The organism is uncultured Pelagimonas sp., assembly GCF_947498515.1.
Lineage (GTDB): Bacteria > Pseudomonadota > Alphaproteobacteria > Rhodobacterales > Rhodobacteraceae > Pelagimonas.
Genome location: NZ_CANMKO010000008.1, coordinates 254296 through 277428, shown reverse-complemented (window position 1 = coordinate 277428; position 23133 = coordinate 254296). Strand labels below are relative to the sequence as shown.

Annotated in this window: 21 protein-coding genes; 13 read left to right on the top strand and 8 right to left on the bottom strand. The window is 55.1% G+C overall.

The features are described 5' to 3' along the window. Positions 1-562 precede the first annotated feature (562 nt). A complete protein-coding gene (locus Q1A43_RS16610) occupies positions 563-2239 on the top strand; it encodes a methyl-accepting chemotaxis protein (RefSeq protein ID WP_299937000.1) in 1677 nt (558 codons plus the stop codon). A 476-nt stretch (positions 2240-2715) separates the two neighbouring features. On the opposite strand, the gene Q1A43_RS16605 is transcribed toward Q1A43_RS16610, so the two are convergent. Next, positions 2716-3138: a MarR family transcriptional regulator gene (locus tag Q1A43_RS16605; RefSeq protein WP_299936997.1), complete on the bottom strand. Its 423-nt coding sequence runs from the start codon at positions 3136-3138 to the stop codon at positions 2716-2718. A gap of 172 nt (positions 3139-3310) precedes the next feature. Here Q1A43_RS16605 and Q1A43_RS16600 point away from each other — a divergent pair, with 172 nt between their 5' ends. Then, positions 3311-5224: an FAD-dependent monooxygenase gene (locus tag Q1A43_RS16600; protein WP_299936995.1), complete on the top strand. Its 1914-nt coding sequence runs from the start codon at positions 3311-3313 to the stop codon at positions 5222-5224. Between the two features lie 69 nt (positions 5225-5293). Here the strand turns inward: Q1A43_RS16600 and Q1A43_RS16595 are convergent, their stop codons facing one another. The 3 genes from Q1A43_RS16595 to Q1A43_RS16585 are packed head-to-tail and all read right to left on the bottom strand — an operon-like array spanning position 5294 to position 9081. After that, entirely contained in the window at positions 5294-6700 is a 1407-nt protein-coding gene (locus Q1A43_RS16595; RefSeq protein ID WP_299936993.1) for an aldehyde dehydrogenase family protein, read from the bottom strand. A gap of 21 nt (positions 6701-6721) precedes the next feature. Continuing rightward, positions 6722-8338 (bottom strand): thiamine pyrophosphate-dependent enzyme, encoded by a 1617-nt coding sequence (locus Q1A43_RS16590; RefSeq protein ID WP_299936991.1) that lies wholly within the window; start codon positions 8336-8338, stop codon positions 6722-6724. Between the two features lie 59 nt (positions 8339-8397). Next, positions 8398-9081, bottom strand: coding sequence for a GntR family transcriptional regulator (locus Q1A43_RS16585; protein WP_299936988.1), 684 nt, complete (start codon positions 9079-9081; stop codon positions 8398-8400). 195 nt (positions 9082-9276) lie between these two features. Here Q1A43_RS16585 and Q1A43_RS16580 point away from each other — a divergent pair, with 195 nt between their 5' ends. Together Q1A43_RS16580 and Q1A43_RS16575 are read left to right on the top strand one after the other, a co-directional pair. Continuing rightward, positions 9277-10710, top strand: coding sequence for an FAD-binding oxidoreductase (locus Q1A43_RS16580; RefSeq protein ID WP_299936986.1), 1434 nt, complete (start codon positions 9277-9279; stop codon positions 10708-10710). A 46-nt stretch (positions 10711-10756) separates the two neighbouring features. Beyond that, positions 10757-11710 carry an MBL fold metallo-hydrolase gene (locus Q1A43_RS16575; RefSeq protein ID WP_299936984.1) on the top strand — a complete coding sequence of 318 codons (954 nt, stop codon included), beginning with the start codon at positions 10757-10759 and terminating at the stop codon, positions 11708-11710. Between the two features lie 166 nt (positions 11711-11876). Here Q1A43_RS16575 and hpaR read toward each other — a convergent pair whose 3' ends face one another. Then, positions 11877-12317: a homoprotocatechuate degradation operon regulator HpaR gene (hpaR, locus tag Q1A43_RS16570; RefSeq protein ID WP_299936981.1), complete on the bottom strand. Its 441-nt coding sequence runs from the start codon at positions 12315-12317 to the stop codon at positions 11877-11879. A gap of 126 nt (positions 12318-12443) precedes the next feature. Between hpaR and Q1A43_RS16565 the strand changes: the two genes are divergently transcribed. From Q1A43_RS16565 to Q1A43_RS16525, 9 genes are all read left to right on the top strand, one after another. Beyond that, positions 12444-12833 carry a 5-carboxymethyl-2-hydroxymuconate isomerase gene (locus tag Q1A43_RS16565; protein ID WP_299936979.1) on the top strand — a complete coding sequence of 130 codons (390 nt, stop codon included), beginning with the start codon at positions 12444-12446 and terminating at the stop codon, positions 12831-12833. Further along, complete coding sequence (hpaE, locus tag Q1A43_RS16560; RefSeq protein ID WP_299922444.1) at positions 12830-14341, top strand: 5-carboxymethyl-2-hydroxymuconate semialdehyde dehydrogenase; 1512 nt, start codon at positions 12830-12832, stop codon at positions 14339-14341. The genes Q1A43_RS16565 and hpaE overlap by 4 nt, the downstream gene beginning before the upstream one ends. Continuing rightward, positions 14341-15195 carry a 3,4-dihydroxyphenylacetate 2,3-dioxygenase gene (gene hpaD, locus Q1A43_RS16555; protein ID WP_299936976.1) on the top strand — a complete coding sequence of 285 codons (855 nt, stop codon included), beginning with the start codon at positions 14341-14343 and terminating at the stop codon, positions 15193-15195. The genes hpaE and hpaD (Q1A43_RS16555) overlap by 1 nt, the downstream gene beginning before the upstream one ends. A 9-nt stretch (positions 15196-15204) precedes the next feature. Then, the gene (hpaD, locus tag Q1A43_RS16550; protein ID WP_299922447.1) at positions 15205-16188 is read left to right on the top strand and encodes a 3,4-dihydroxyphenylacetate 2,3-dioxygenase; all 984 of its coding nucleotides are present in this window, start codon (positions 15205-15207) and stop codon (positions 16186-16188) included. After that, a complete protein-coding gene (locus Q1A43_RS16545; RefSeq protein ID WP_299936973.1) occupies positions 16185-17657 on the top strand; it encodes an NAD-dependent succinate-semialdehyde dehydrogenase in 1473 nt (490 codons plus the stop codon). The genes hpaD (Q1A43_RS16550) and Q1A43_RS16545 overlap by 4 nt, the downstream gene beginning before the upstream one ends. Before the next feature lie 2 nt (positions 17658-17659). Next, complete coding sequence (locus tag Q1A43_RS16540) at positions 17660-18514, top strand: fumarylacetoacetate hydrolase family protein (protein ID WP_299922451.1); 855 nt, start codon at positions 17660-17662, stop codon at positions 18512-18514. Continuing rightward, positions 18511-19311, top strand: a complete 801-nt coding sequence (hpaH, locus tag Q1A43_RS16535; RefSeq protein ID WP_299936970.1) for a 2-oxo-hept-4-ene-1,7-dioate hydratase — start codon at positions 18511-18513, stop codon at positions 19309-19311. The genes Q1A43_RS16540 and hpaH overlap by 4 nt, the downstream gene beginning before the upstream one ends. A 10-nt stretch (positions 19312-19321) precedes the next feature. Further along, positions 19322-20104 carry an HpcH/HpaI aldolase/citrate lyase family protein gene (locus Q1A43_RS16530; protein ID WP_299936967.1) on the top strand — a complete coding sequence of 261 codons (783 nt, stop codon included), beginning with the start codon at positions 19322-19324 and terminating at the stop codon, positions 20102-20104. Between the two features lie 415 nt (positions 20105-20519). Continuing rightward, entirely contained in the window at positions 20520-21041 is a 522-nt protein-coding gene (locus Q1A43_RS16525; protein WP_299922459.1) for an acyloxyacyl hydrolase, read from the top strand. A gap of 31 nt (positions 21042-21072) precedes the next feature. On the opposite strand, the gene rnc is transcribed toward Q1A43_RS16525, so the two are convergent. The 3 genes from rnc to acpS form a co-directional block, all read right to left on the bottom strand. Next, entirely contained in the window at positions 21073-21750 is a 678-nt protein-coding gene (gene rnc / locus Q1A43_RS16520) for a ribonuclease III (RefSeq protein ID WP_299936964.1), read from the bottom strand. Beyond that, complete coding sequence (gene lepB, locus Q1A43_RS16515) at positions 21747-22583, bottom strand: signal peptidase I (protein ID WP_299922462.1); 837 nt, start codon at positions 22581-22583, stop codon at positions 21747-21749. Before lepB ends, rnc begins: the two co-directional genes overlap by 4 nt. 111 nt (positions 22584-22694) lie before the next feature. After that, entirely contained in the window at positions 22695-23123 is a 429-nt protein-coding gene (gene acpS / locus Q1A43_RS16510; protein WP_299936961.1) for a holo-ACP synthase, read from the bottom strand. Positions 23124-23133 lie beyond the last annotated feature (10 nt).

The window sequence follows — 23133 nt, the reverse complement described above, 5'->3', positions numbered from 1 at the left end:
GATGCAGCACCTTTGGGTCAGCAAAAGGCCGCAATGGATGAGCGGTTGCCCTTCGCACGTCGCTTGACGGCAGATGCGTCAACAATCCCACCTTTGACCGTCAATATTGCTAGGTACGGTCTCGAACCTCAGCTCAGTTGATGCGGCGCTTCGCAAAATCTATGCCGACTATGCAAACTTTTGGCATGATTTCTCACTCTTTGATGATGCTCTCACGGACATCACAGTAGCACATCACGAAGCCGGCGGGCGGGGCATTCCCACCAATAATTTGGTCGGTTCAAACCTAAAATTGTCTAGGTTTTGGTGACCATTCGTCGGGGCAAGAAAACGATGTCTTCAGCCTTATAGGGCAGGAATAGCGCCGAGCCTCCCAATCGATGAACATCATAGGAATTGCATGGAAAATTTTTCACTGCGCACCAAGATATTTCTTTTTGCTTCGCTGCTTATTGCCATGCAGCTTGCAATGACTGCGGCCTCTTGGGCGATAAACCAAAAGCTAACTTACAGCATAAGTCATTCGCAACATTTGGTAACTCAGCTGAAAAGCTTGGATGACATGAAAGAAGACATCGAACAGGGTATTGGTGACATTTTGGCGTATAGCTTGGGCGAAGATCAAGGGATTACACGACTGCGCGGCAACTTGGACGAAGTCCAAACCGAAGTCGATCTAGCGCAAGGTCGGTTCTTTGACGTCGAGGTCAAAGCATTTCGCCAAGAGGCCGCTTTTGAAGTGGTGATGTCAATTCAAGGCCAACTTGACGAGCTGAGTGTCGCGCTAAAAGCCCTAGAAGCGGTCGACATGACGGACCGGCACGCGTTTGTGAAACAAAATGTTCTTTCCCTAATCGGTTCCATTCGCGATGCGGTGAACGGTCTGCAAGACACGCTTTTGGAACAAAACACGGCTGCGAAAACAGCGATTTCGCAGCTCGTTACCAGAAGCGAAACCATTCAACTTGTTATTAGCCTGATTGCGACGATCGTCGCGGTTTTGATTGCTGTCGTTTTTGGAAACCGTTTGACCGCACCAATCATTGACATTGCTCACGTCGTCCAGAGACTTTCCCAAAAAGACTATGCCAATGCGATTTCCAATACAGATCGTGGAGATGAGGTCGGTGTCATCGCCCAGAATCTGGATGAATTACGAGGCCGATTGCAGTGCAGCGATGAAGCCGATCAACAGGCTGTGGCCGCCAATGCACGGCGCGTTCAGCTTTTTGAGCAATTGGGACAAGTTATGAGTAACCTGCAAAAAGGTGACCTTTGGCAAAGCATTCCCTCAGAAGAGTGGAACGACTTGGGACCAAACTATACCGGTCTTTGTGACGACTTTAATCGTTTGGCAAAATCGCTGCAAAGCTTGGTGACCCGACTTGATGAAAGCTCGGAAGCAGTTGATAGAAACGCCACAAATCTGGCAACAATGTCCAACCAAATGGCGAATAGGGCTGAGACGCAAGCCGCAACATTGGAGCAATCTGCTGCAGCCCTTGAAGAGTTGTCGACCGGTTTGGCTTCAAATGCATCTCAGGCCCGTCAATCCGACGATCAAGCCAAAGAAAGCTTGCGGTTCGCGGAACAGGGTAGCCACGAAATGGAACAAGCTATGAATGCCATGAGTGCGATTTCGGCTTCATCCCAACAGATCAGCCAAATTATCACATCAATTGATGATATTGCCTTTCAGACCAGCTTGCTTGCACTTAACGCGGGTGTCGAAGCGGCAAGGGCCGGTGAATCAGGACAGGGGTTTGCGGTCGTCGCGTCCGAAGTTCGCGGATTGGCCGAAGTTGCCGCACGATCCGCTAGTGAAATCAAAACCTTGGTTGAGGAAAGTTCGTCGCATGTGAGCGATGGTGAACGCCTGGTGGAATCAACAGCCGAAACGCTCGGCAAGATTGCCGTTAGTGCAGCAGCCGTGTCGTCAATGGTGTCCGACATTTCCCATTCTGCTGGTGAACAAGCAACAGCGTTGCAAGAAATCAATGGTGGCATATCGCATTTGGATAGTGTCACACAACAAAACGCCGCAATGGTTCAAGAAACCAACGGCGCTAGCCAAAGCATGCAAGTTGAAGCCTCTCAGCTAAAGCAAGTTTTGGGCAGTTTTGTAAAGACGAACAGCCTCGCGCCACAAGACACCGATGGCGGTCCACATGTTGTAAAAGAACCGATGGATTTGGATGAAGAATCCGGATTGCGCATGGCGCGCGCAGTGGGGCGATAACCACTATTGGCCCGGGAAATGCCTTCGAAATCCGGCGTGTTGCGACCCAGTTTTGATAGGGCACATCTATTGTAGAATGGGCTACCCAGTCGTCGGATGAACCAAGGTACTTGGCTTTAGTCGTTGGCTCGGCACTGTGTCGATCAACCCGTGCCTCGTGCGAGAGGCATTATGGTCAAGCATAACTGAGTTCTCTTACGTCAGCGCAGCGTTTCTCCACTCTTGGCAAGACTTCCGAGTTCGCACCCAAAGCCACACAGACTCGGTGGTGCGAAACGGCGGCCCATATCGAGATCGACGAGAAAACGCTACAGCTCCGCATGGCCGTACCCAACGGTGACACTGCACTCGGCCAATCCGGAACAGTGGCCATAGTGCAAATCCCGTCGGGAAAAGGGGACGTCCGGCCTGCAACAGATTTGGAACATCGGTCCATGCAAAGGAACGCGGATACTCCGGGTGGGAGGGGAGGCGGATCAGGTGGACGGCAAGGCTTGGCGCGCCAGCGCGAGAAATTGCTGTTGTTCGGCTTCTGTTAGGCCGGACAGAATATCGCTCTGCAATGCAGAAACCACTGGCAAAAGACCGCTATAAATTTTTTCCCCTTCAGGGCTCATGCGAACCTCTCTGGCTCGACGGTCCCGACTACTGGTTTCGCGCAGCACAAAGCCCTTCTTTTCAAGCCGGTCAATTACGCCACCGATCGTAGCCCGGTCATAGGCGATTAGGGCGGCTATTTTGGCTTGATCAGCCCCCGGGTTGGCGTGGATGGCATCCATCGCGGCAAACTGGACAGGGGTTAGGTCAAACCCGGCCTGCTGAGTTTCCTTAGCAAATACCTGCGTTGAAACTTGGTGCAGACGCCGTATCAGATGTCCGGCCATTGCGTTTGCTTCCATGTGCGGCCCCTTTCGTTTCGCCCAGCAATCATCCCTAAAAAACATCATTTTCAGACCGAGTACACAATAAAGTATGCATGCATATCTTTTTTAGTTGACCGAATAAAGTATGTACAGTTACTAATTGAGGCGAGCCAATGTGCAACGCGACGCCAAAAAGCAGGGACGAGACATGCAGTTTCATATGAACGGTTTCAAACCGGGGGATCCGGACGAGTTTGAGCCAGCCGCTGGGCGCGCTCGGGTTAATGGGGCAAACGGCCTGCCTGAAAAGGTCGACGTTCTTGTCGCGGGCTGTGGCCCGGCGGGGTTGTGTCTTGCTGCACAGTTGGCCGCTTATCCGGAAATCGCTGCGATGATCGTCGACCTTAAAGATGGACCTATGGAAAAGGGGCAAGCGGACGGGATCAACGTGCGTTCGATGGAGATGTTCCAAGCCTTCGGATTTGCCGACAAGGTCAAGCGGGAAGCAATGTGGATCAACGAGACAACGTTCTGGACGCCAGACCCGGATCATCCCGAAGCCATCCGTCGGGTCGGACGGGTTCAGGATGTCGAGGACGGATTGTCCGAGATGCCGCACGTGTTGATTAATCAGGCACGGGTGCATGACATGTATCTTGACCTCATGCGCAATTCTCCGTCGCGGTTAGAACCTGACTATTGCCTGCAAGTAGTGGATGTTGTGGTTGATCCTACAGCCACAGAGTATCCAGCGACCGTGACGCTTGAACGCACGGACCCGGACCGAGTGGGGCAAACCGAAACTGTTCGGGCCAACTATGTTGTCGGTTGTGATGGGGCCCGTAGTAAAGTGCGTCAGGCCATCGGCGGATCGCTGCATGGCGACGCGGCGCATCAGGCCTGGGGTGTGATGGATGTGCTGGCGGTTACCGATTTTCCCGATTTCCGCATGAAAGCGATTATTCAGTCGCGCACGGACGGCAACATCCTGTTGTTGCCCCGCGAAGGCGGATATCTGGTCCGCCTCTATGTCGAACTTGATAAACTTGACGAAACAGAGCGTGTGGCTGATCGTGGCCTGTCGATTGACAGCATCGTCGCCAAGGCCAAACGAATTCTGCACCCATACGCGTTTGATGTGAAAGACGTGGTCTGGTGGTCGATCTATGAAATCGGTCATAGGTTGACCGACAAGTTTGACGACGTCCCTGCGGGTCAAGGCAACAATCAGAAACCGCGCGTGTTTACCGCTGGCGACGCCTGTCACACCCACAGCCCCAAGGCCGGTCAGGGTATGAACGTCTCCATGGGTGACACCTTCAATCTGGGTTGGAAGCTGATTTCAGTGCTGACGGATCGCGCGGAACCAGACTTGTTGCATTCCTATTCGCAGGAACGCCGCGCCGCCGCTCAAGGACTTATCGACTATGACCACAAATGGTCACGTATCGTTAGTGCCACTCCGGGCAAAACCGACCCCAGCGATACTAGCATGCCGCGTTTTCAGAGGCAGTTCATCGACGGCGCGCGCTTTACGGCGGGTTTGACGGTGCAGTACGAGTGCTCCGCACTGACGGGGCAGGGTGTCTGGCAGGGGCTGGCCAAAGGGTTCGAGATCGGGACTCGTTTTCACTCGGCGCCCGTGGTTCGGCTGGCGGATGCCAAACCGATGCAGCTGGGCCATTCGATCGAAGCGGGTATTCGCTGGACGCTTTTTGCGTTCACGCCTCAGGACGATACAGATTTGCGTAGCCTGTGTGACTACCTTGGCGCTAATCCGGCATCGCCAATGGCCAAGTTTCGGCGCGAAGGTGACGAGGCCGATACGGTTATCGACCTGCGCGCCGTCTACCAGCAGGGGTTCCGCGAGATTGAATTTGCCAATATGCATCCGCTTCTAAAGCCCGTCAAAGGCCGGTTCGGATTGACGGATTATGAAAAGCTGTTCTGCGCCGATGCGAAAAACGGAGAGGACATCTTTGACATGCGCGGTGTCGACAGGGACAAGGGCTGCTTGGTGATTGTCCGCCCGGATCAGTACGTTGCGCAGGTCTTGCCGCTTGACGCGCATGCAGCGTTGTCAGCCTTCTTTGACGGGATTTTGAAGCCCGCACGTGGTTGAATTACGCCCCCACCGGTTCACCGCATGGGCAATCGGGCGGGGGCAATGCGGGCATCATCCCCGGCAAGATCAGGCGTGCAAAGTCTGGATTGCAGTAAATTCTTTGAGGCCGTCAACGCCGAACTCTGTGCCGATACCGGATTGCTTTACCCCGCCGAAGGGGGCGTTGGGGTTCAAGCCACCGTGCCCATTGATCCACACCGTCCCGGACTCAAATTGTAGAGCCAGCTTCTTGGCGGCATCCATATCCTTGGACCAAACCGAGCCGCCCAATCCCATGCTGGACGCGTTGGCGCGGGTCACTGCGTCTTCGATGTCGGTATAGCGGATCACCGGTAGAACGGGACCAAACTGCTCTTCGTCGACAAGGCGCATTCCGTCGGTGGCATCGGCCACAATCGTCAGGGGATAAAAATAACCGTTCCCCTCGGGGACTTCACCTCCCAAAAGGACACGGGCTCCGCTGGCTTTCGCATCGTTAACCAAATCGCGAACCTTGGCAAATTGCATAGCATTTTGCACAGGGCCCAGCACGCTGTCTTCGTCCAAACCATCGCCCACAGGGATTTTGGCTGCGAATTCGACAAGGGCCGAACAGACGTCGTCATAGATGTCATCATGCACATAAAGCCGTTTCATGCAGGCGCAGGTTTGGCCGCTGTTGATGAACGCACCCCAAAATATCCCTTCTGCCACCGCAGCGGGTTCGACATCCGGCAGAACGATTGCCGCGTCATTTCCACCAAGCTCCAGCGTCAGGCGTTTAAGCGTGTTCGTTGCGGATGCCATCACCTTCTTGCCTGTCTCGGTCGAACCGGTGAACGTCACCTTGGCGATGTCTGGATGGCTTGTCAGAACCGGCCCGATGCTGTCAGGCCCGGTAACCACATTCAGCACACCGGCGGGCAAAACAGTGTTCAATATCTCCACCATTCGCAGGGTCGACAGCGGTGTATAAGGCGAGGGTTTGACCACCACAGTGTTACCCGCCCGGATGGCTGGTGCGATGTGCCAAATGGCAATCATCAATGGCCAATTCCACGGTGTAATCGACGCCACAACACCCAAAGGTTTGCGATGGATTTCGATCCGGCCTTCGTTGTCGTCCTTGACCACTTCAACCGGTAGTTCTAGGTCCGCTGTGTTGCTGGCCCAGGCCTGGCATCCGCCAAGTTCGAACCGGGCACCAAGCCCGCCGAGCGGTTTGCCCTGCTCGGTGCTCAGCAAAACCGCAAGCTCTTCGGCATGCTCGCCGAGAACCCGCGCCATATCTCGGCAGGCCTGACTGCGGGTGTGATCGCTTTCCCAGCGCCAGCTGGCAAATGCAGCTTTGGCTGCGGCGATGGCGGCGTTAACGTCCTCGGCTGCGCCCGATGGGCATTGACCGGCACTGCCGCCTGTTGATGGGTTAATCACGTCAAAAGTGCCCGTGGCGGAAACAGGATTGCCGTCGATTGTCATGGTGAAATCGGTCATTTGGACCTCCGGGAATTGGGATCAGCTATGCGGTGCGGGGTGCAAAAATTGCCATGGCGACGTTTCAGACCCCGTTTCGACCGGCACTTCGATGAGTGCGGGGCCGCCATGGGCCAAGGCGCGTTCGATGGCATCTTGCAATTCTTTTGGGGTTTCAGCCTTTTCGGCAGGCATGCCAAAGCTTTGCGCCATGGCGACAAAGTCGGGGTTTTTCAACTCTGATCCCACCAAACGCCCGTCAAAGACGTTCATCTGATCACGTCGCACATTGCCGTAGGCGTTGTTGTTGAACACGATCGCGATCACGCCGATCCCATGCTGAACGGCGGTCGCCATCTCCTGCATGCCGAACATAAAGCCGCCATCGCCATTGATCGAAACAACAGGCTTGTCCGGGTTAGCCACTTTGACGCCAAGCGCGGTGTTGTAGCCAAATCCAAGGTTGTCTTGATAGGCGCAGGTTACATATTGGCGCGGCTCATAAACTGGAAAGCCAAAACGCGCTGTGAACCCCATTTGGCTGACTTCTTCCACAAAGAACCCGTCACGGGGTAGGGCGGTGCGGATCGCATCTAGATAGCTCATCTGCGGCTGGACAACCTCGCTGGCTTTGCGGGCGGCATCCTTCATAGCGGTAAACTCGGCACTACGATCGGCTGCTTTGTGACCAGACAAGGCTTTGGTCAGCGCGGCGGTGGCTTCTGCGGCGTCACCAACAATTGCGTGGTCTGGTTTTAGGCGCACCATTTCGGTTGGGTCGATATCAATGCGGAGGATCTTGAGATTTGCCGGTTTCCATTGCCAGCGCATCATCTGCAATTCCAGACGGCTGCCGATACCGATCAACAAATCGCACTCTTTATAATAATCATAAGCTGCGATCAGGTTCATGGCATGTGGGCTATCGTCGGCAACAATGCCCTTGCCCGATCGGTGCGAGGCCACGGGGGCCTGAATTTTTTTAGCCAGCGCGAGCACCTCAGCCGCTGCGTCCAGCGCACCACCGCCGACCATGATCATCGGGTTACTTGCGGCGGCAATCAATTTTGCTGCTGTTTCAATGCTTTCGGGGTCAAGCGTTGTGTGTCGGACCGGTGCCGCCTCGATTTCCGGGGCCACGCCCTTTTGGCCAAAAACATCCCAAGGAACTTCGATCGCAACAGGACGTTGGCGATCCGAGTTCATTTCGGTAAATGCCGTCGTCATCTTTGCCGCCGCCTGGGTCGGGTGGTCAATGCGATCCGCCCATTTCGTCAGACCTTTCAGTGTGGCAAGTTGGTCCGGCAATTCATGCAATTGTCCACGCCCCTGACCAATCAGATGCGACATGATATTGCCGGTTAGGCACATCATCGGCGCGTTGCCCCCATAGGCGGTGCAAATAGCCGCCCCCGCGTTCAGCACTCCGGGCCCCGGAACCACGGTAAAAACCCCGGGCTTGCCGCTGGATTTGGCATAGCCATACGCCATATATCCCGATCCCTGTTCATGACGTGTGTGGATGAACCTGATGTCATTGGACCGACGCGCCAGCGCATCGGAAAGCTCATAGGAATGGGCCCCGGGGATACCAAACACGGTGTCCACATCGTTGCTCACCAGCGCATCAAGCATAATGTCAGCGGTTGTCTTTTTCACGTCGTCATCCTTTGGTGTGGGTCGCCAATCTGCAGGCGATATGGGTCTAAAAGTTGGGACTATAGTGCAGCCCGTTTGAGTTCGGCTTCCTGAGAAAGCTTGAAACGGAAGGCTTCCGTAAGATGGCTGATGTGCTCTTCCAGACGCGATGCCGCGAGGTCGGCATCCTTGGCATGGCAAGCTTCGAGTATTGCGATATGCTCGCTCATCGAGCGGTCTCCGCTTTCGTCCATGATTGTGAACAAATGGGTTCGAAGTGCTTTCACCGGGCCGATCGTGTGATTGTAAGCTTTGACAATGGAGCGGTTGTCACAGCCTTCGATGATTGCTTTGTGAAACCGCAGGTCTCCAGTTGAATATCCTTGGGTGTCGGAGGTCTCGAGCGCGGTTTGCATCATCTCCACGGCCTTTTCCAACCGCTCAACAAGACTGTCAAAATTGCGGGCTAGCCCCATTCGGAGCGCAGCGGTTTCCAATACGGCGCGGTGTTCGCAAAGCTCATCGACGTCTCGTAAATCGGGGGTAAAGACAAAGGACCCCCGTTTTGGCGAGATGTTGACCAACCCTTCGGCTTGCAGCGCAGCAAGGGCATCGCGCACCGGAGATCGGCTAACGCCAAGCGTGTCGGCAAGGCGTTGCTCTGAGAGTTTTGAGCCCAAGGGTAACTCACCAGAGATGATGGCACTCCGAATCTGTTCCGCAGTGACTTCCATCAGGGATTTCGGATGATTGATCGGTTCCACGGGTTGCTGCTCCTTTTTTACCTGACAAAGCGCTGGGTGCCGGAAGGTTTAACACTTACTACCATGTTACATGGTACTTGACAAGTTAACTACCATACAGAATGTTAGATTCTGCAAGCACGAGGCCCCTAACGACTTTTCGGTCGTTAAAAACAGAGTGGAATTAGGAATTTGACTGCCGAAAACCCCATCCAAATGAGCGCAGCTATTGTCGACGCGGTTCGCGACATTGTCGGTAGCGAGAATGTTCTGACATTGCCCGAGGATGTTGCGGGGTATGTCAGGGACTGGACAGGTCGGTACCAGTCAAAGGCACTGGCTATTGTTCGCCCTGCCACCACCGAAGATGTTGCAAAAATCGTCAAGCTTTGTGCGGCCCAAAACATCGCCATAGTCCCACAAGGTGGCCGAACCGGCCTGTGCGGTGGCGGTGTCCCGCGCGCGGGGCATCCCTCCATTATCTTGTCTTTGACGCGAATGAACGCGGTGCGCTCGGTTGATCCTGTGGGCCGGACCGTGGTCGTCGAAGCGGGCGTGGTTTTGGACGTTCTGCATCAACATGTACTGGAACATGATCTGGTCTTTCCGCTGATGTTTGGTGCCAAGGGTAGCTGCACAATCGGCGGCAACCTGTCCACCAATGCGGGTGGCTCGAACGTCGTGCGTTATGGAAATACCCGCGAACTTTGCCTCGGGATCGAGGCCGTCATGCCCGATGGTTCCGTGATCAACGCGCTGAGCGGGCTGCGCAAAGACAACACGGGCTATGATCTCAAGGATTTGTTGATCGGAGCGGAGGGCACTTTGGGGATCATCACCGCCGCCGTTTTCAAGCTTGTCCCGAACCCAAAAGTGACCGCGACGGCGTTTTTGTCGCTGCCGTCTTTGGAGGCGGCCATTGAGGTTCTCAATCGGCTGCAAGATCAAACGGGCGATGCGGTCGAGGCGTTTGAATTCATGCCGCGGGCGGCAGTTGACGTCATCTGCAAGGTTTTTCCTGATACGCGACGCCCTTTGGACGGGGATGTTGAGAATGGGGTTTTGGTTGAAGTCGCGTCAAGCCGACCGAATGATTCAGAGCAAGGCGAAGATGGCAGCATCCGATTGCAGATCGAGGTGATGGAGCTGCTTGGAGATCTGATGGAAGAGGGGCTGATATTGGACGCGATGGTTGCCCAATCGGATCAACAACGTTCCGATCTTTGGAGAATGCGAGAGTCCATTCTGGAGGCCATCACCGAAAACGGCCCTGCTTACCATCTGGATGTCTCGCTGCCATTGGGACGTATCGCACCCTTTGTCTCAAAAATGGACGTCGAGATGGCCCGGCTTGGGTTCCAACCATTGACGGTCGGGCATCTTGGCGATGGCAACCTGCACTATGCGCTTGCCGCAGCCGAGGGTCAGGATTGGGAGTTATTGCCTTTGGAAGCCGCCAAGGAAATGGTCCTCGACCATCTGATCGGGTTGAACGGTTCGTTCAGCGCCGAGCATGGGATTGGGCAAAGCAAATTGGGCGAGATGGCCAAGTTGAAACAGGCCAGCCAACTCGCAGTTATGCGCGCCATCAAACGCGCGCTGGATCCGAAAAACATCATGAATCCCGGAAAGCTAATTCCGGAAAAATGATCATTGTTCTGCAGTGATTTGCAGAGCGTCTTCAGGGAGCGAGAATATGGGTTTCAAGAAACTGACGAAGGCAGGATTGATCGCCGTTGGTCTGGCGACCGCGGCACCGGCGTCGGCTGAATTGTTCGACGGGTGCCCCTCGGTGCCCATTCTTGGGAAGTTTATTGAATTCGGAAAAACCGGAAAGATGCCCATGGATTTGGGTAAGTGGCTGAACACGCCATCCGCACAGAAGGTTGAACCGTGGAAGCCCTTCGAAAATGTCGATTATGTGGGGATTTGCTGGGTGTCGGCTTGGTTGGTGCACACCGATGATGGCGTGATCCTCATCGACACGCTTTATGGTCCGTTCACCCAACAGTTGATCGACAACATCCAATCGGTTGGTGTTGATATGTCCGACATCAAATATGTTTTGATCACACACGGTCACTTTGACCACGCGGGCGGTGCCGCAGATCTCAAGCCACTTTTGCCCAATGCCAAGTTTGTAATGACACAAGGTGGCTGGGATGAGGCGATAGAATCCGCCGCAAAATCCGAGGGTCGCCGCAAGTGGGACATGATCGCACCGGAAATTGTTGCAAAAGATGGTGACACAATCAAACTGGGCGGCATGGAAATCGGTATCATTGAGACGCCGGGCCACACATGGGGCACCGCTTCTTTTCTCTATGACGTCAAAGATGGTGAAAACATCCACCGCGCCATTACAATCGGTGGTCTTGGCCTAAACGCGATCGATGGCCCGGCCCAGGTTGAGTCCTATATTGAAAGTGTGGATCGGGTCCGCGCGCTTGTCGAGGCGAAGGACCAAAGAGTTGAGGCTCATCTAACCACGCATGGCTTTTCGGCGAATTTGGATGAAAACCGTCAGATTCTAGAACGCCGCGAAGCAGGGGACCCGAATGTGTTCGTGAACTCTGACGCAATTTTGAAGGATGTTGCGGGGCTGCGCAGCCGCGCCGTCAAGCGGTTGGAACTCGAAAACGGCAAGTGATGCGCGCTTGATGGAAACCCATCGGGAAATAGCGTTGACGACTATAGGGGCCGCTTTGTGATGCGAGGGGGCGGGTGCAGCCCGCCGCCTTGCGTGTCGTATTGTTAAAATGAATGTGCGAACAAGGCCTTGGGCGTGTTCGGTGGTTGGCCTGCGGGTGGCGTGATCAGGGTTTAGGCTTGGCGTTGGGGTCTAGCATTGCCAAGAGGTCAAGCAAGGTTTCGTAGTTTTCCTCGCCCAGCGTTTCCTTGAAACCCGCAACAATCTGAGCCGCCTGAGATGCGTGATCATCGATCAAGCGCTGACCTTCTGGTGTGATCTCGATGAACTGGCGTCGGCGGTCTTCGTGATCTCGGGTTTGGGTAATAAGGCCTTTTTCCCGCAAGGTGGCGGCAATACGGGTCAGGCTCGAAAACAAGAGGCTAGAGCGGTCCGCGACCGTCTTGCTGTCGGTACGCCCGTATTCTGCCAATATGCGCAAGATCCGCCACTGTTGTTCCGTGATTCCTGTTTCGGACAGCATATCCCGGATGGGGGACATGACACCTTCACGGGCACGAATGAGAGCAATGGGGAGGGAGCGCGCGGTCGTAGGGAGCGTTTTCATTGTGTGGGCCTCAAGAGAGTCGATGTCTTTGACTTGCACCACAACATGCACCTTGACAACCGGTCGAGAAACTAATTATTAAAGCAATAATTGCTATGACAATTAAAATATTTAGGGGAGGGGTGTATGCCACACTTTCAGATCGATTATTCGGCCAATCTTGAGGAGGTCGTGGACATGGGCGCGTTGTGCGAGGTGATCCGTGCTACGGCGGCGCAAATCGAAACCTTTCCAACGGCGGGCATTCGCGTGCGTGCAACGCGGGTCGATTATGTGGCGATGGCAGATGGCGACCCCAAGCATGGCTTTATCGATCTGAGTGTGCGCCTTCGTGAGGGTCGCCCGGTTGACGTCAAAAAAGACGCCATCACGCGGGTCTTTACGGCCCTCAAGGATTTCATGGCTCCCGCGATGGGCACCCATTCCATCGCTCTGTCAGCCGAGATGCGCGACATCGATGCTGACCTTTCACCAAAATTCGGAAACGTCCGTGACCATCTGGAGGACTTGTCATGAGCATACTTGATGAAAACATCGCAAAGCTGGATGGATACCTGTCGCGCTTCCGAGAAACGGGCATTTTGAACCGGGTCGGGGGCAAGGATGTGGTTGGCGCTGCTGGCGCGTTCCAGAACACCTCGCCGGTTGATAAATCGCTGATCTGTGATGTCGCGCATGGGACCGCAACCGATATTGGCGCTGCGGCTGATGCGGCTCACGATGCCTTTGCGGCTTGGCGTGATATCCCTGCGTTGGACCGCAAGAAAATCATGATCCGTATTGCGGAGGGCATCGAAGCCCGCGCTGAGGAAATCGCGCTTTGTGAGTGTTGGGATACGGGGCAGGCGTATAAATTTATGTCAAAAGCCGCGCTTCGTGGGGCCGAAAACTTTCGCTATTTTGCAGATCAAGTCGTGCAGGCCCGCGACGGGCAGCATCTGAAATCACCGACCTTGATGAACATCACAACCCGTGTGCCGATTGGGCCTGTTGGTGTCATTACGCCGTGGAATACGCCCTTTATGCTATCGACCTGGAAGATCGCTCCGGCGCTGGCCGCCGGGTGCACGGTTGTCCACAAACCCGCCGAGGCCTCGCCGTTGACGGCGCGTCTGTTGGTCGAGATCGCCGAAGAGGCCGGTCTGCCACCGGGTGTTTTGAACACAGTGAACGGATTTGGCGAAGGTGCAGGCAAGGCGCTTTGTGAACATCCAAAAATCAAAGCCATCGCCTTTGTTGGCGAAAGCCGCACCGGTAGTCTCATCACTAAACAGGGGGCGGATACGCTCAAGCGTAACCATCTCGAGCTGGGGGGAAAGAACCCGGTAATCGTGTTTGACGATGCTGATCTGGACCGCGCCTTGGATGCGGCAATCTTCATGATCTATTCGATCAACGGCGAACGCTGTACCTCGTCTTCGCGGCTGTTGGTACAAGAAACCATTCGCGAAGAGTTTGAAGCCAAGCTGATCGCGCGGGTCAACAACATTAAGGTCGGCCATCCTCTCGACCCCGCGACCGAGATCGGCCCGCTTGTGACCGAGGAGCATTTCAACAAGGTCACAAGCTATTTTGACATCGCAAAGGAAGACGGCGCGACGGTTGCCGCGGGCGGTGTTACTGTCGGCGACGAAGGCTATTTCGTGCGTCCGACGCTTTTCACGCAGGCCAACAACCAAATGCGCATCGCTCAGGAGGAAATTTTTGGCCCTGTGCTGACATCGATACCGTTCTCGACGGAAGAAGAGGCTTTGCAAATCGCCAATGACATTCCCTATGGCTTGACCGGATATGTTTGGACCAATGATCTGACCCGAGCGCTTCGTTTCACCGACAAGCTTGAAGCGGGGATGATCTGGGTGAACTCTGAAAACGTGCGTCACCTTCCGACGCCCTTTGGCGGCGTTAAGGCCAGCGGTATCGGTCGCGATGGCGGTGATTGGTCTTTCGAGTTCTACATGGAGCAAAAGCACATCGGTTTTGCCACCGGGCAACATAAGATCACCAAACTAGGAGCGATGTGATGGGAAAGATCGTACTCGCCGCCAAATGCACACATGTGCCGACCATGTTGATGTCCGAACAGGATGGCCCTGTGAAAGGCAAGCGCCAGCAAGCCATTGACGGGCATTTCGAAATTGCCCGCCGCGCAAAGGAGCTTGGCGCAGATACGATTGTGGTCTGTGACACGCACTGGGTCATCAACGCCGGCTTTCATATCAACGCCAACAGCCGCTTTGAGGGTCTATTCACCTCAAACGAATTCCCGCAGTTTATCCAGAACATGCCCTATGAATACGCGGGCAATCCGGAATTGGGGGACGCGATCGCCAAGGAGGCGTCCGATCGCGGTGCCTACACCTTGGCCCACCATCTGGACTCACTTGAGTTGGAATATGGTACACTGGTTCCGATGCGGTTCATGTCGCGCGCCCATGACATGAAGGTTGTGTCGGTTGCGGCGTGGTGCACGGTGCATGGCCATGACGAAAGCCGCATTGTTGGTGAGGCGATCCGTGCGGCGGTTGAGGCATCCGATAGCAAAGTCCTTCTCGTCGCGTCGGGATCGCTGTCGCACAAAATCTGGCCGAACAAAGACTATGCCGCTAACAACGGCACATTCACGATCAGTTCCGAGTTTAACCGCCAAATGGATTTGCACGTGCTGGACATGTGGCGGCGCGGTGATCACGTGACGTTCCTCAAAATGCTGCCGGAATATGCTGAATATTGCTGTGGCGAAGGATCGATGCATGACACAGCCATGCTTTATGGTGCGCTGGGCTGGGACCAATATGATGCGAAATGCGAAGTTGTGACTGAGTATTTTCCGTCGTCCGGAACCGGGCAGACCAACGTCATCTTTCCCGTTCAATAGGAGGCTCTGATGCCCGTCCCCGCACCAAACCTTTACCCCGATTTCAATACGATCCGCCTTAGCCACGTGTGTCTGAACGTCCAAGACCTCGCGGCGTCAAAGACGTTCTACACAGAGATACTTGGCCTTCAGGTAACCGATGAAACCGACAGCCACATCTATTTGCGCGCGATGGAAGAACGCGGCCATCACTGCATTATTCTGCAAAAGTCCGATCAACCCGGCACTGTCGAAGTCATGGGGTTCAAGACGTTCGACGAAGACGATTTGGACAAGGCCGAGGCGTATTTCAAAAGCAAAGGGCGCCCTACATCATGGGTGACCCGTGCCTATCAAGGCAAAACGCTTTTGACGTCTGACAACATGGGCATCCCGCTGGAGTTTTACCACAAGATGGACAGGCTTGAGCCGATCCATCAGAAATACGCGCTTTATCGCGGTGTGAAACCGCTCCGGATCGATCACTTCAACTGCTTTAGCCATGACGTCGATGCGTCCGTCGCATTCTATTCCGACTTTGGTTTCCGCGTCACCGAATACACCGAAGATGAAGATAGTAAAAAACTTTGGGCCGCGTGGATGCACCGCAAGGGCGGCGTGCACGATATGGCCTTCACCAATGGCACCGGGCCACGCATGCACCATGTTGCGTTCTGGGTGCCGACTCCGCTGAACATCATCGATCTGCTCGACCTAATGGCAACGAGCGGCTACGTCAGCAACATCGAACGCGGCCCCGGGCGGCACGGCATTTCTAATGCGTTCTTCCTTTATATACTTGATCCTGACGGGCACCGGATTGAAATCTATTGCTCCGATTATCAGACGGTTGATCCTGATCTTGAGCCGATCAAATGGGACCTAAAGGACCCCCAGCGGCAGACCCTGTGGGGCGCACCTGCACCGGAAAGCTGGTTTAAGCATGGAACGACCTTCGTGGGTGTCGATACGAAAGACTCAGACATCCAAGCAAGCCCGATTATCGCACCATGAATTTGGCATTGAATAACACTGACCTGCTGCGCCAAGCAGCCTTGGTTGGCGGCCGGTGGGTTGCCGCGAATGGCACCGGCATCGCGGTGAGCAATCCAGCAACCGACGAAGTGTTGGGCTATGTGCCCGATCTCGGTGCTTCAGAAGCGCACGAGGCGATTGCGGCCGCCCAAGAGGCTCAAACGGCCTGGGCCAAGCGCACCGCCAAAGAGCGCGGCGACGTGCTGCGCCGCTGGTATGATCTGATGATGGCAAACCAAGCGGATTTGGCAACGATCTTGACCGCAGAGCAAGGCAAACCTCTGACCGAAGCGCGCGGCGAAATCGCTTATGGTGCGTCCTTCATCGAGTGGTTTTCCCAAGAGGCGCGGCGCGCGTATGGGGATATCACCCCGGCGAGCACAGCTGACAAACGTCTTCTCACCGTCAAACAGCCCATTGGGGTCACGGCGGCGATCACGCCTTGGAACTTTCCGAACGCGATGATCACCCGCAAAGCAGCGCCCGCCTTTGCCGCCGGATGCGCAATGGTGTTAAAGCCGTCCGAGCTCACGCCGTTTTCCGCTATCGCAATGGCACTATTGGCCGAAGAGGCCGGGCTTCCGCCGGGGCTCTTCTCTGTTGTGACGGGCAATGCGGCCTCGATTGGTGGCGCGCTGACAAGCAGTCCGGTTGTGCGCAAACTAACGTTCACGGGCTCAACGGGCGTCGGGTCAAAGCTTTATGCGCAATGTGCCCCGACGATCAAAAAACTTGGGTTGGAGCTTGGCGGCAACGCGCCCTTTATCGTGTTTGACGATGCAGATCTCGATGCCGCTGTGGATGGTGCGATTGTGTCCAAGTTTCGCAACAACGGCCAGACCTGTGTCTGTGCCAATCGCATCTATGTTCAGGCGGGTGTCTATGATGCCTTTGCGGACAAGCTGACGACCAAGGTGGCGGGCCTCAAAGTGGGCTCTGGCATGGACAAAGACACTGTTTTTGGCCCGATGATTAACGCCGCAGCGGTGCAAAAGGTGACCCAACACATATCTGACGCAACATCCAAAGGTGCGGAAGTCGCGCTAGGTGGTCGGCCCCATGAATTAGGGGGCACGTTTTTTGAACCAACGGTTCTAACAAATGTGACCAATGACATGGCGGTGGCAACCGAAGAGACATTTGGCCCTGTTGCGCCGCTTTTTGCTTTCCAGACAGAGGCAGACGTCGTTGATGCCGCCAACGCCACGGAATTCGGTCTGGCGTCCTATTTCTATAGCCGTGACATTTCCCGTGTTTGGCGGGTGTCTGAGGCATTGGAATACGGGATGGTGGGTGTGAACACCGGCCATATCTCTACCGCCGAGGCCCCGTTCGGCGGGGTCAAATCGTCTGGTCTGGGCCGCGAAGGTGCCCGTCATGGACTCGATGAGTTTATGGAAACGAAATACATTTGCATGGGCGGGATCTCTCCCGTCGAGGAGGCTTGAATATGCGTTTTGCCACTTATTCTTTCGAGGGCGCGGAGTTTTATGGTGCCGTGAGCGATGAGGGCATGATTGCCTTGAACGGCAACTTTCCCCAATGGCCGACATTGTTGGACGCGGTACAGGCCGATGGCCTTGCGGCACTTGCAAAGGCAGCCGATGGGAAAGCTGTCACTCATACTGAATTTCAGTATGAAATGGTGCTGCCCAATGCCCGTCGTATTCTCTGCGTGGGTGTCAACTTTCCAGATCGCAACGCCGAATACAAAGATGGGTCTGAGCAACCCAAATACATGTCTTTGTTTCCACGGTTTGCCTCTGGATTTACGGGCCACAATCGCCCCTTGATCCGCCCGCCCGAAAGCCCGCAGCTGGACTATGAAGGGGAGGTCGCAATTGTCATCGGCAAAGGCGGTCGTCGGATTGCTCAGGCTGATGCCTATGATCACATTGCGGCCCTTACGCTTTGCAACGAAGGTACAATTCGCGACTGGGTTCGGCACGCAAAATTCAACGTGACCCAAGGCAAAAACTGGGATCGTTCCGGCGCTATTGGTCCGTGGCTTGTGCCTTTCACTGACGCCTCCCAACTGGACAATGCGCGGATCATCACGCGCGTGAATGGAGAGGTGCGCCAGGACGACGTTTTGTCCCGCATGATGCACCCGATCCGGCGCGAGATTGAATACATCTCGACCTTTATGACCCTAGAGCCCGGCGACATTATCGTGACCGGGACGCCAACAGGCTCCGGTGCACGTCTCGATCCCCCGCAATTCCTCAAGCCGGGCGATGTGGTCGAGATCGACGTGAATGGCATCGGCACCCTTAGCAATACCATCGAAGACGAAGTCCTATGACGCCTGACTGCCACAAGACGGCCGCCAAAGACCTGCTGCGTGCAGAACAGACAGGACAGCAGATCGGTCTACTAAGCAAACGTCATCCTGAAATGGATATGGATGATGCCTATGCCATCCAGAATGCTATCTATCACGCGAAACTGAGCGCGGGTCGGTCGGTCGTTGGCTGGAAAATCGGATTGACCTCTAAGGCGATGCAATATGCGCTCAATATCGACATCCCTGATAGTGGCATCTTGTTTGATGACATGGTCTTCGATCATGGTGCGCGCGTCCCAAAGGGCCGTTTCATACAGCCCCGCATCGAAGCCGAGATCGCATTTGTGATGAAAACGGGAATTGGCGGTGCCGATGTTACGCGCGACGACGTGATCGCCGCGACAGACTATGTGGCCCCGTCCATCGAGATTCTAGACACCCGCATCCTGCGGGCAGATCCGGAGACGGGTCAAACGCGGTCCGTCCTCGATACGATTAGCGATAACGCTGCGAATGCCGGCGTCGTGTTAGGGCCACAGCGGCACCCTATCGACAAGTTTGATTTGCGGTGGGTCGGTGCGATCACCTTGCGCAATGGAGAGGTCGAGGAAACGGGGCTTGGCGCTGGCGTTCTGAATGATCCGGTCGAGAGTGTAGTCTGGCTTGCCCGTCGGATGGCGCAATACGGGCAAAACATCGAACCCGGACAGATCATCCTTTCGGGTAGCTTTATTCGACCGGTTGAATGCCCCTCGGGTACAGAAATCCATGCAGATTTCGGCGCGTTTGGCGCGGTCGATATCACGTTCGCCTAAAGGAGCCGACATGCCAGCACCAATGAATCCATTCAAATCGGCGATAGCCAAAGGCGAATTGCAACTGGGGTGTTGGCTTGGGCTTGCCGACCCCTATATCGCGGAAATCAGCGCCGGTGCGGGCTTTGACTGGCTTTTGATCGACGCAGAGCACGCGCCCAATGATCTACGCTCGATCACGGCGCAGCTTCAGGTGATCGCGGGGCGAGATAGCCACGCCGTTGTCCGCCCGCCAATAGGCGAAACATGGATCATCAAGCAGCTTCTGGATGCCGGGTCGCAAACCTTGTTGATCCCCATGGTCGAAACCGGGGCACAGGCCCAAGAGTTGGTCGATGCGGTTACCTATCCGCCCCATGGCGTTCGTGGTGTTGGATCGGCCTTGGCAAGGGCGTCGGATTTTGCTGCGATCGGTGACTATCTGACCACCGCGCGGGACGAGATATGTTTGTTGGCACAGGTAGAAAACCGCAAGGGGATGGCAGCTCTGGATGAGATTTTGGCAGTAGAGGGCCTTGATGGAGTCTTTATCGGCCCGTCCGATCTGGCCGCCGACATGGGCTTTATTGGTCGGCCGGGGGAGGCGGACGTAAAAGCCGCTGTTTTGGACGCAACAAAACGCATTGTTGCAGCGGGCAAAGCCGCGGGAATCCTGACTTTGGACCCCGCGTTGCAATTGGAGTGCCGCAAGCTGGGGGCAACATTCATTGCGACCGAAATTGATGTCACGCTTTTTGCACGGCACATGAGGGCGGCAAGCAAGTCTTCTCGGATGATGCTAGCAGACGGTTGACCCGCATCTGGTTGGGCACTTTTGACGCACGATGTGATGGGGTTCCACTGCCTAAGTGGAGCCCTGCGATGCTTAGGAAACCTAGACAAACACGCGACCAAAGCCAGAAGAAATAGCAACGAAGTCGCGGCAAGTTGAAGTTCTTACCGGCAAGGGATGCGGTGGCTGGATGCGATCCCCCAATTGGGCATCGCCGCCCAAACCCATTCTTGCTGGAAGAAAAACGGTGGAACGGCCGCGGCGCAATTTAAAGAACTGAAGCCATCGGGCAGATGCGCCAAAGGCCGATCACGCGCTTACACGCACACCGAACCAATCGTGTGGGGCTGAACAACACAGATAGAAAATTGAAATCTCTCGCCTAGACAGTAGGACAAAACTGTTCCATGGATTGGTCCAACAGGAGGCGAATTCCATGGCTGATGGTACTTTTGCAGTTCTAATGTTGGTTCTTGGTTTGGCAGATATGAGCACAAACCATTGCGGAACATCCAACGGGTGTATGGGCAAGTCCTATGACACACCCCGTCTCGCGTTTTCGTTTGGCGAAGTGTTGGAACGTCGTGCTGAGCCTGCATCAGAGGTCTATCTACGCTATGACCTTGGTTTCAAGCTAGGGCCGTTTGGCAACGCTGTTGGGGCTTCGGTTGGTGAAAACGGTGAAGTTTGGGTTGGTTTTGGACAGACCTACAAAATCGACATCGGGGACACGCCATTTTACACAGAGCTGCACGCCATGCCAGGGTTGTACCTAGACAATGGTGGTTTTGACCTTGGTGGCCCACTCGAATTCAGATCAGGCATCGAATTTGGTTATGAAAACCGCCGTGGTTGGCGGTTCGCAGCAAGCTATGACCACCGTTCAAACGCCGGAATTTACGATGAAAATCCGGGTATCGAGACGGTCCAGCTTCGGATGTCAATTCCGTTCAACTAGCCTTGACGCTAAGTGGGGATCGGTGATCGCCTTAGGCCAGCTTGTCTAGCAACGATTTGGCCGCGGCCTGTTCCGCTTGTCGCTTGGACCCGGCCGTCGCGGTTGAGGTCTGACCAGAGGCAAGTCGCGCTTCGATGGTAAAGACGGGCGCGTGATCCGGTCCCGATCGTGAGATTTGGTCGTACTTCGGGGGTTCCAACCCACGGGCTTGCGCCCATTCCTGAAGCGCGGTTTTAGCGTCTTTGGCATCGCTCTCGACGCTTTCGATCCGCGTACCCCAAAGCCGTAGGATCAGGTCTTTGGCGGCGTCAAAACCGCCATCGATATAGACCGCCGCAATGACCGCTTCCATAGCATCGCCCAAAAGGGCCAGCTTGCGCCGACCTCCGGACATTTGCTCGGACCTGCCAAGTTTCAGCGCAGCACCGAGGTCAACCTCTCGGGCGACATCTGCACAGGTTTCTTTGCGCACCAAGGCATTAAAACGTGGCGCAAGCACACCTTCGGTGGCCTCGAGATCATGAAGCAAAAGCGCCTCGGACATAACGAGGCCAAGAACGCGATCCCCCAGAAACTCAAGCCGCTGGTTGTCACTGCGCGCTGGGCTCGACATTGAGCTGTGGGTAATCGATTGGCGCAGCAATTCGGGCTTGGAGAATGTGTAACCCAGCCGGTCTTGCAAGGCGATCAAGTCAGCAGAAATCTTCATTGGACTGCTTTGAAAAACCGATCACTACGCCACGTCCAGAAGTACAACATAGACGTGCCAGCAGATGAGAACATGACGCGATCCGCCCGACCAATCAGGTTTTCAAACGGGACAAAGCCGACGCCGTTGACGATGTTTGGCACGCGACTATCCGAAGAGTTGTCGCGGTTGTCGCCCATAAAGAAAAAGTGACCTTCGGGGACGGAATAGACTGATGTGTTATCTGAGGGCTGATTGCCGATATTCAGAATGCTGTGCGAACGCCCATTTGGCAGGGTTTCGATAAACTTGGATTTTTCACAAGATCCGCCAACTCCAACCGGGCCGTTTTCGCAACGTGGTGACAGGCGCTGGGGGCCTTGAGGTTCGGCGACCTCAACAAACTTGCCATCGGCCTCAACTTTGACAGGTGTGCCGTTGATGAACACCACGCCGTTTTTGACCTGCACTTTGTCACCGGGCATGCCGATCACGCGTTTGATGAAATCACGGCCGGTAACGGGATGGCGGAAGACAACAACGTCACCGCGTTCAGGTTCGGATGCAAACAGGCGGGAATTGTCGCCATCGGCCCAGCTACAAATGTCGCCGGCATCAATGTTGATGCCAAAACGTGGAATGATCACCGAGGGGCAGGAGGCGTAGGAATAGCCATAGGCCATTTTGTTGACAAAGAGGAAATCACCGATCAACAAAGTGTCCTTCATCGATCCCGACGGAATCCAGAACGGTTGAAAGAACAAGGAGCGGAAGACACCGGCGATCACCAGAGCATAGACCACGGTTTTGATCGTTTCTACGATCCCGCCGCTCTTTTTTTCCTTGGCCGCCATGCATTTCTTCCTTGCCTGAAAATCTCATCGCTTCATGCGGGGGGGCGGCGTTGGAGTCAAGCCGCGCCAAGCTGGATTGTCGCATTCACCGGCATGCTTTGCCCCAAGATTTTAGGGTGATTGCGTCTCTGGTGTGCCCGATGGCAAAGGGCGGGCCTCAATTAACACCATCGCCTGCGCCCACGGGTGGTCATCGGTTAGCGTTACGTGAATGATCGCCTCATGTCCCGCAGGGGTTAGGCTTTCGAGCCGCTCTTTGGCCCAACCCGTCACTTCCATCACTGGCTGGCCGGTTTTTAGATTGGTCACCGACATGTCTTTCCAAGCGATCCCCATCCGCAACCCGGTGCCAAGCGCCTTGGAACAGGCCTCCTTGGCGGCCCAGCGTTTGGCATAGGTGCCGGCGACGTCGCGGCGACGTTCGGATTTTCGTTGCTCGGTTTCTGTAAAAATCCGATTCCGAAAGCGATCTCCGAACCGATCCAAAGTGCCTTGGATTCGGTCGATATTGGCCAAATCGGTGCCTATTCCAATGATCATAGTGTGAATT

What these genes read in the sequence shown, in the direction of transcription:
- Q1A43_RS16610 (WP_299937000.1), top strand. Translation starts at nt 563, where the DNA reads ATGAAAGAAGACATCGAACAGGGTATTGGTGACATTTTGGCGTATAGC.
- Q1A43_RS16605 (WP_299936997.1), bottom strand. Translation starts at nt 3,138, where the DNA reads ATGGAAGCAAACGCAATGGCCGGACATCTGATACGGCGTCTGCACCAA.
- Q1A43_RS16600 (WP_299936995.1), top strand. Translation starts at nt 3,311, where the DNA reads ATGCAGTTTCATATGAACGGTTTCAAACCGGGGGATCCGGACGAGTTT.
- Q1A43_RS16595 (WP_299936993.1), bottom strand. Translation starts at nt 6,700, where the DNA reads ATGACCGATTTCACCATGACAATCGACGGCAATCCTGTTTCCGCCACG.
- Q1A43_RS16580 (WP_299936986.1), top strand. Translation starts at nt 9,277, where the DNA reads ATGAGCGCAGCTATTGTCGACGCGGTTCGCGACATTGTCGGTAGCGAG.
- Q1A43_RS16575 (WP_299936984.1), top strand. Translation starts at nt 10,757, where the DNA reads ATGGGTTTCAAGAAACTGACGAAGGCAGGATTGATCGCCGTTGGTCTG.
- hpaR (WP_299936981.1), bottom strand. Translation starts at nt 12,317, where the DNA reads ATGAAAACGCTCCCTACGACCGCGCGCTCCCTCCCCATTGCTCTCATT.
- Q1A43_RS16565 (WP_299936979.1), top strand. Translation starts at nt 12,444, where the DNA reads ATGCCACACTTTCAGATCGATTATTCGGCCAATCTTGAGGAGGTCGTG.
- hpaE (WP_299922444.1), top strand. Translation starts at nt 12,830, where the DNA reads ATGAGCATACTTGATGAAAACATCGCAAAGCTGGATGGATACCTGTCG.
- hpaD (WP_299936976.1), top strand. Translation starts at nt 14,341, where the DNA reads ATGGGAAAGATCGTACTCGCCGCCAAATGCACACATGTGCCGACCATG.
- hpaD (WP_299922447.1), top strand. Translation starts at nt 15,205, where the DNA reads ATGCCCGTCCCCGCACCAAACCTTTACCCCGATTTCAATACGATCCGC.
- Q1A43_RS16545 (WP_299936973.1), top strand. Translation starts at nt 16,185, where the DNA reads ATGAATTTGGCATTGAATAACACTGACCTGCTGCGCCAAGCAGCCTTG.
- Q1A43_RS16540 (WP_299922451.1), top strand. Translation starts at nt 17,660, where the DNA reads ATGCGTTTTGCCACTTATTCTTTCGAGGGCGCGGAGTTTTATGGTGCC.
- hpaH (WP_299936970.1), top strand. Translation starts at nt 18,511, where the DNA reads ATGACGCCTGACTGCCACAAGACGGCCGCCAAAGACCTGCTGCGTGCA.
- Q1A43_RS16530 (WP_299936967.1), top strand. Translation starts at nt 19,322, where the DNA reads ATGCCAGCACCAATGAATCCATTCAAATCGGCGATAGCCAAAGGCGAA.
- Q1A43_RS16525 (WP_299922459.1), top strand. Translation starts at nt 20,520, where the DNA reads ATGGCTGATGGTACTTTTGCAGTTCTAATGTTGGTTCTTGGTTTGGCA.
- rnc (WP_299936964.1), bottom strand. Translation starts at nt 21,750, where the DNA reads ATGAAGATTTCTGCTGACTTGATCGCCTTGCAAGACCGGCTGGGTTAC.
- lepB (WP_299922462.1), bottom strand. Translation starts at nt 22,583, where the DNA reads ATGGCGGCCAAGGAAAAAAAGAGCGGCGGGATCGTAGAAACGATCAAA.
- acpS (WP_299936961.1), bottom strand. Translation starts at nt 23,123, where the DNA reads ATGATCATTGGAATAGGCACCGATTTGGCCAATATCGACCGAATCCAA.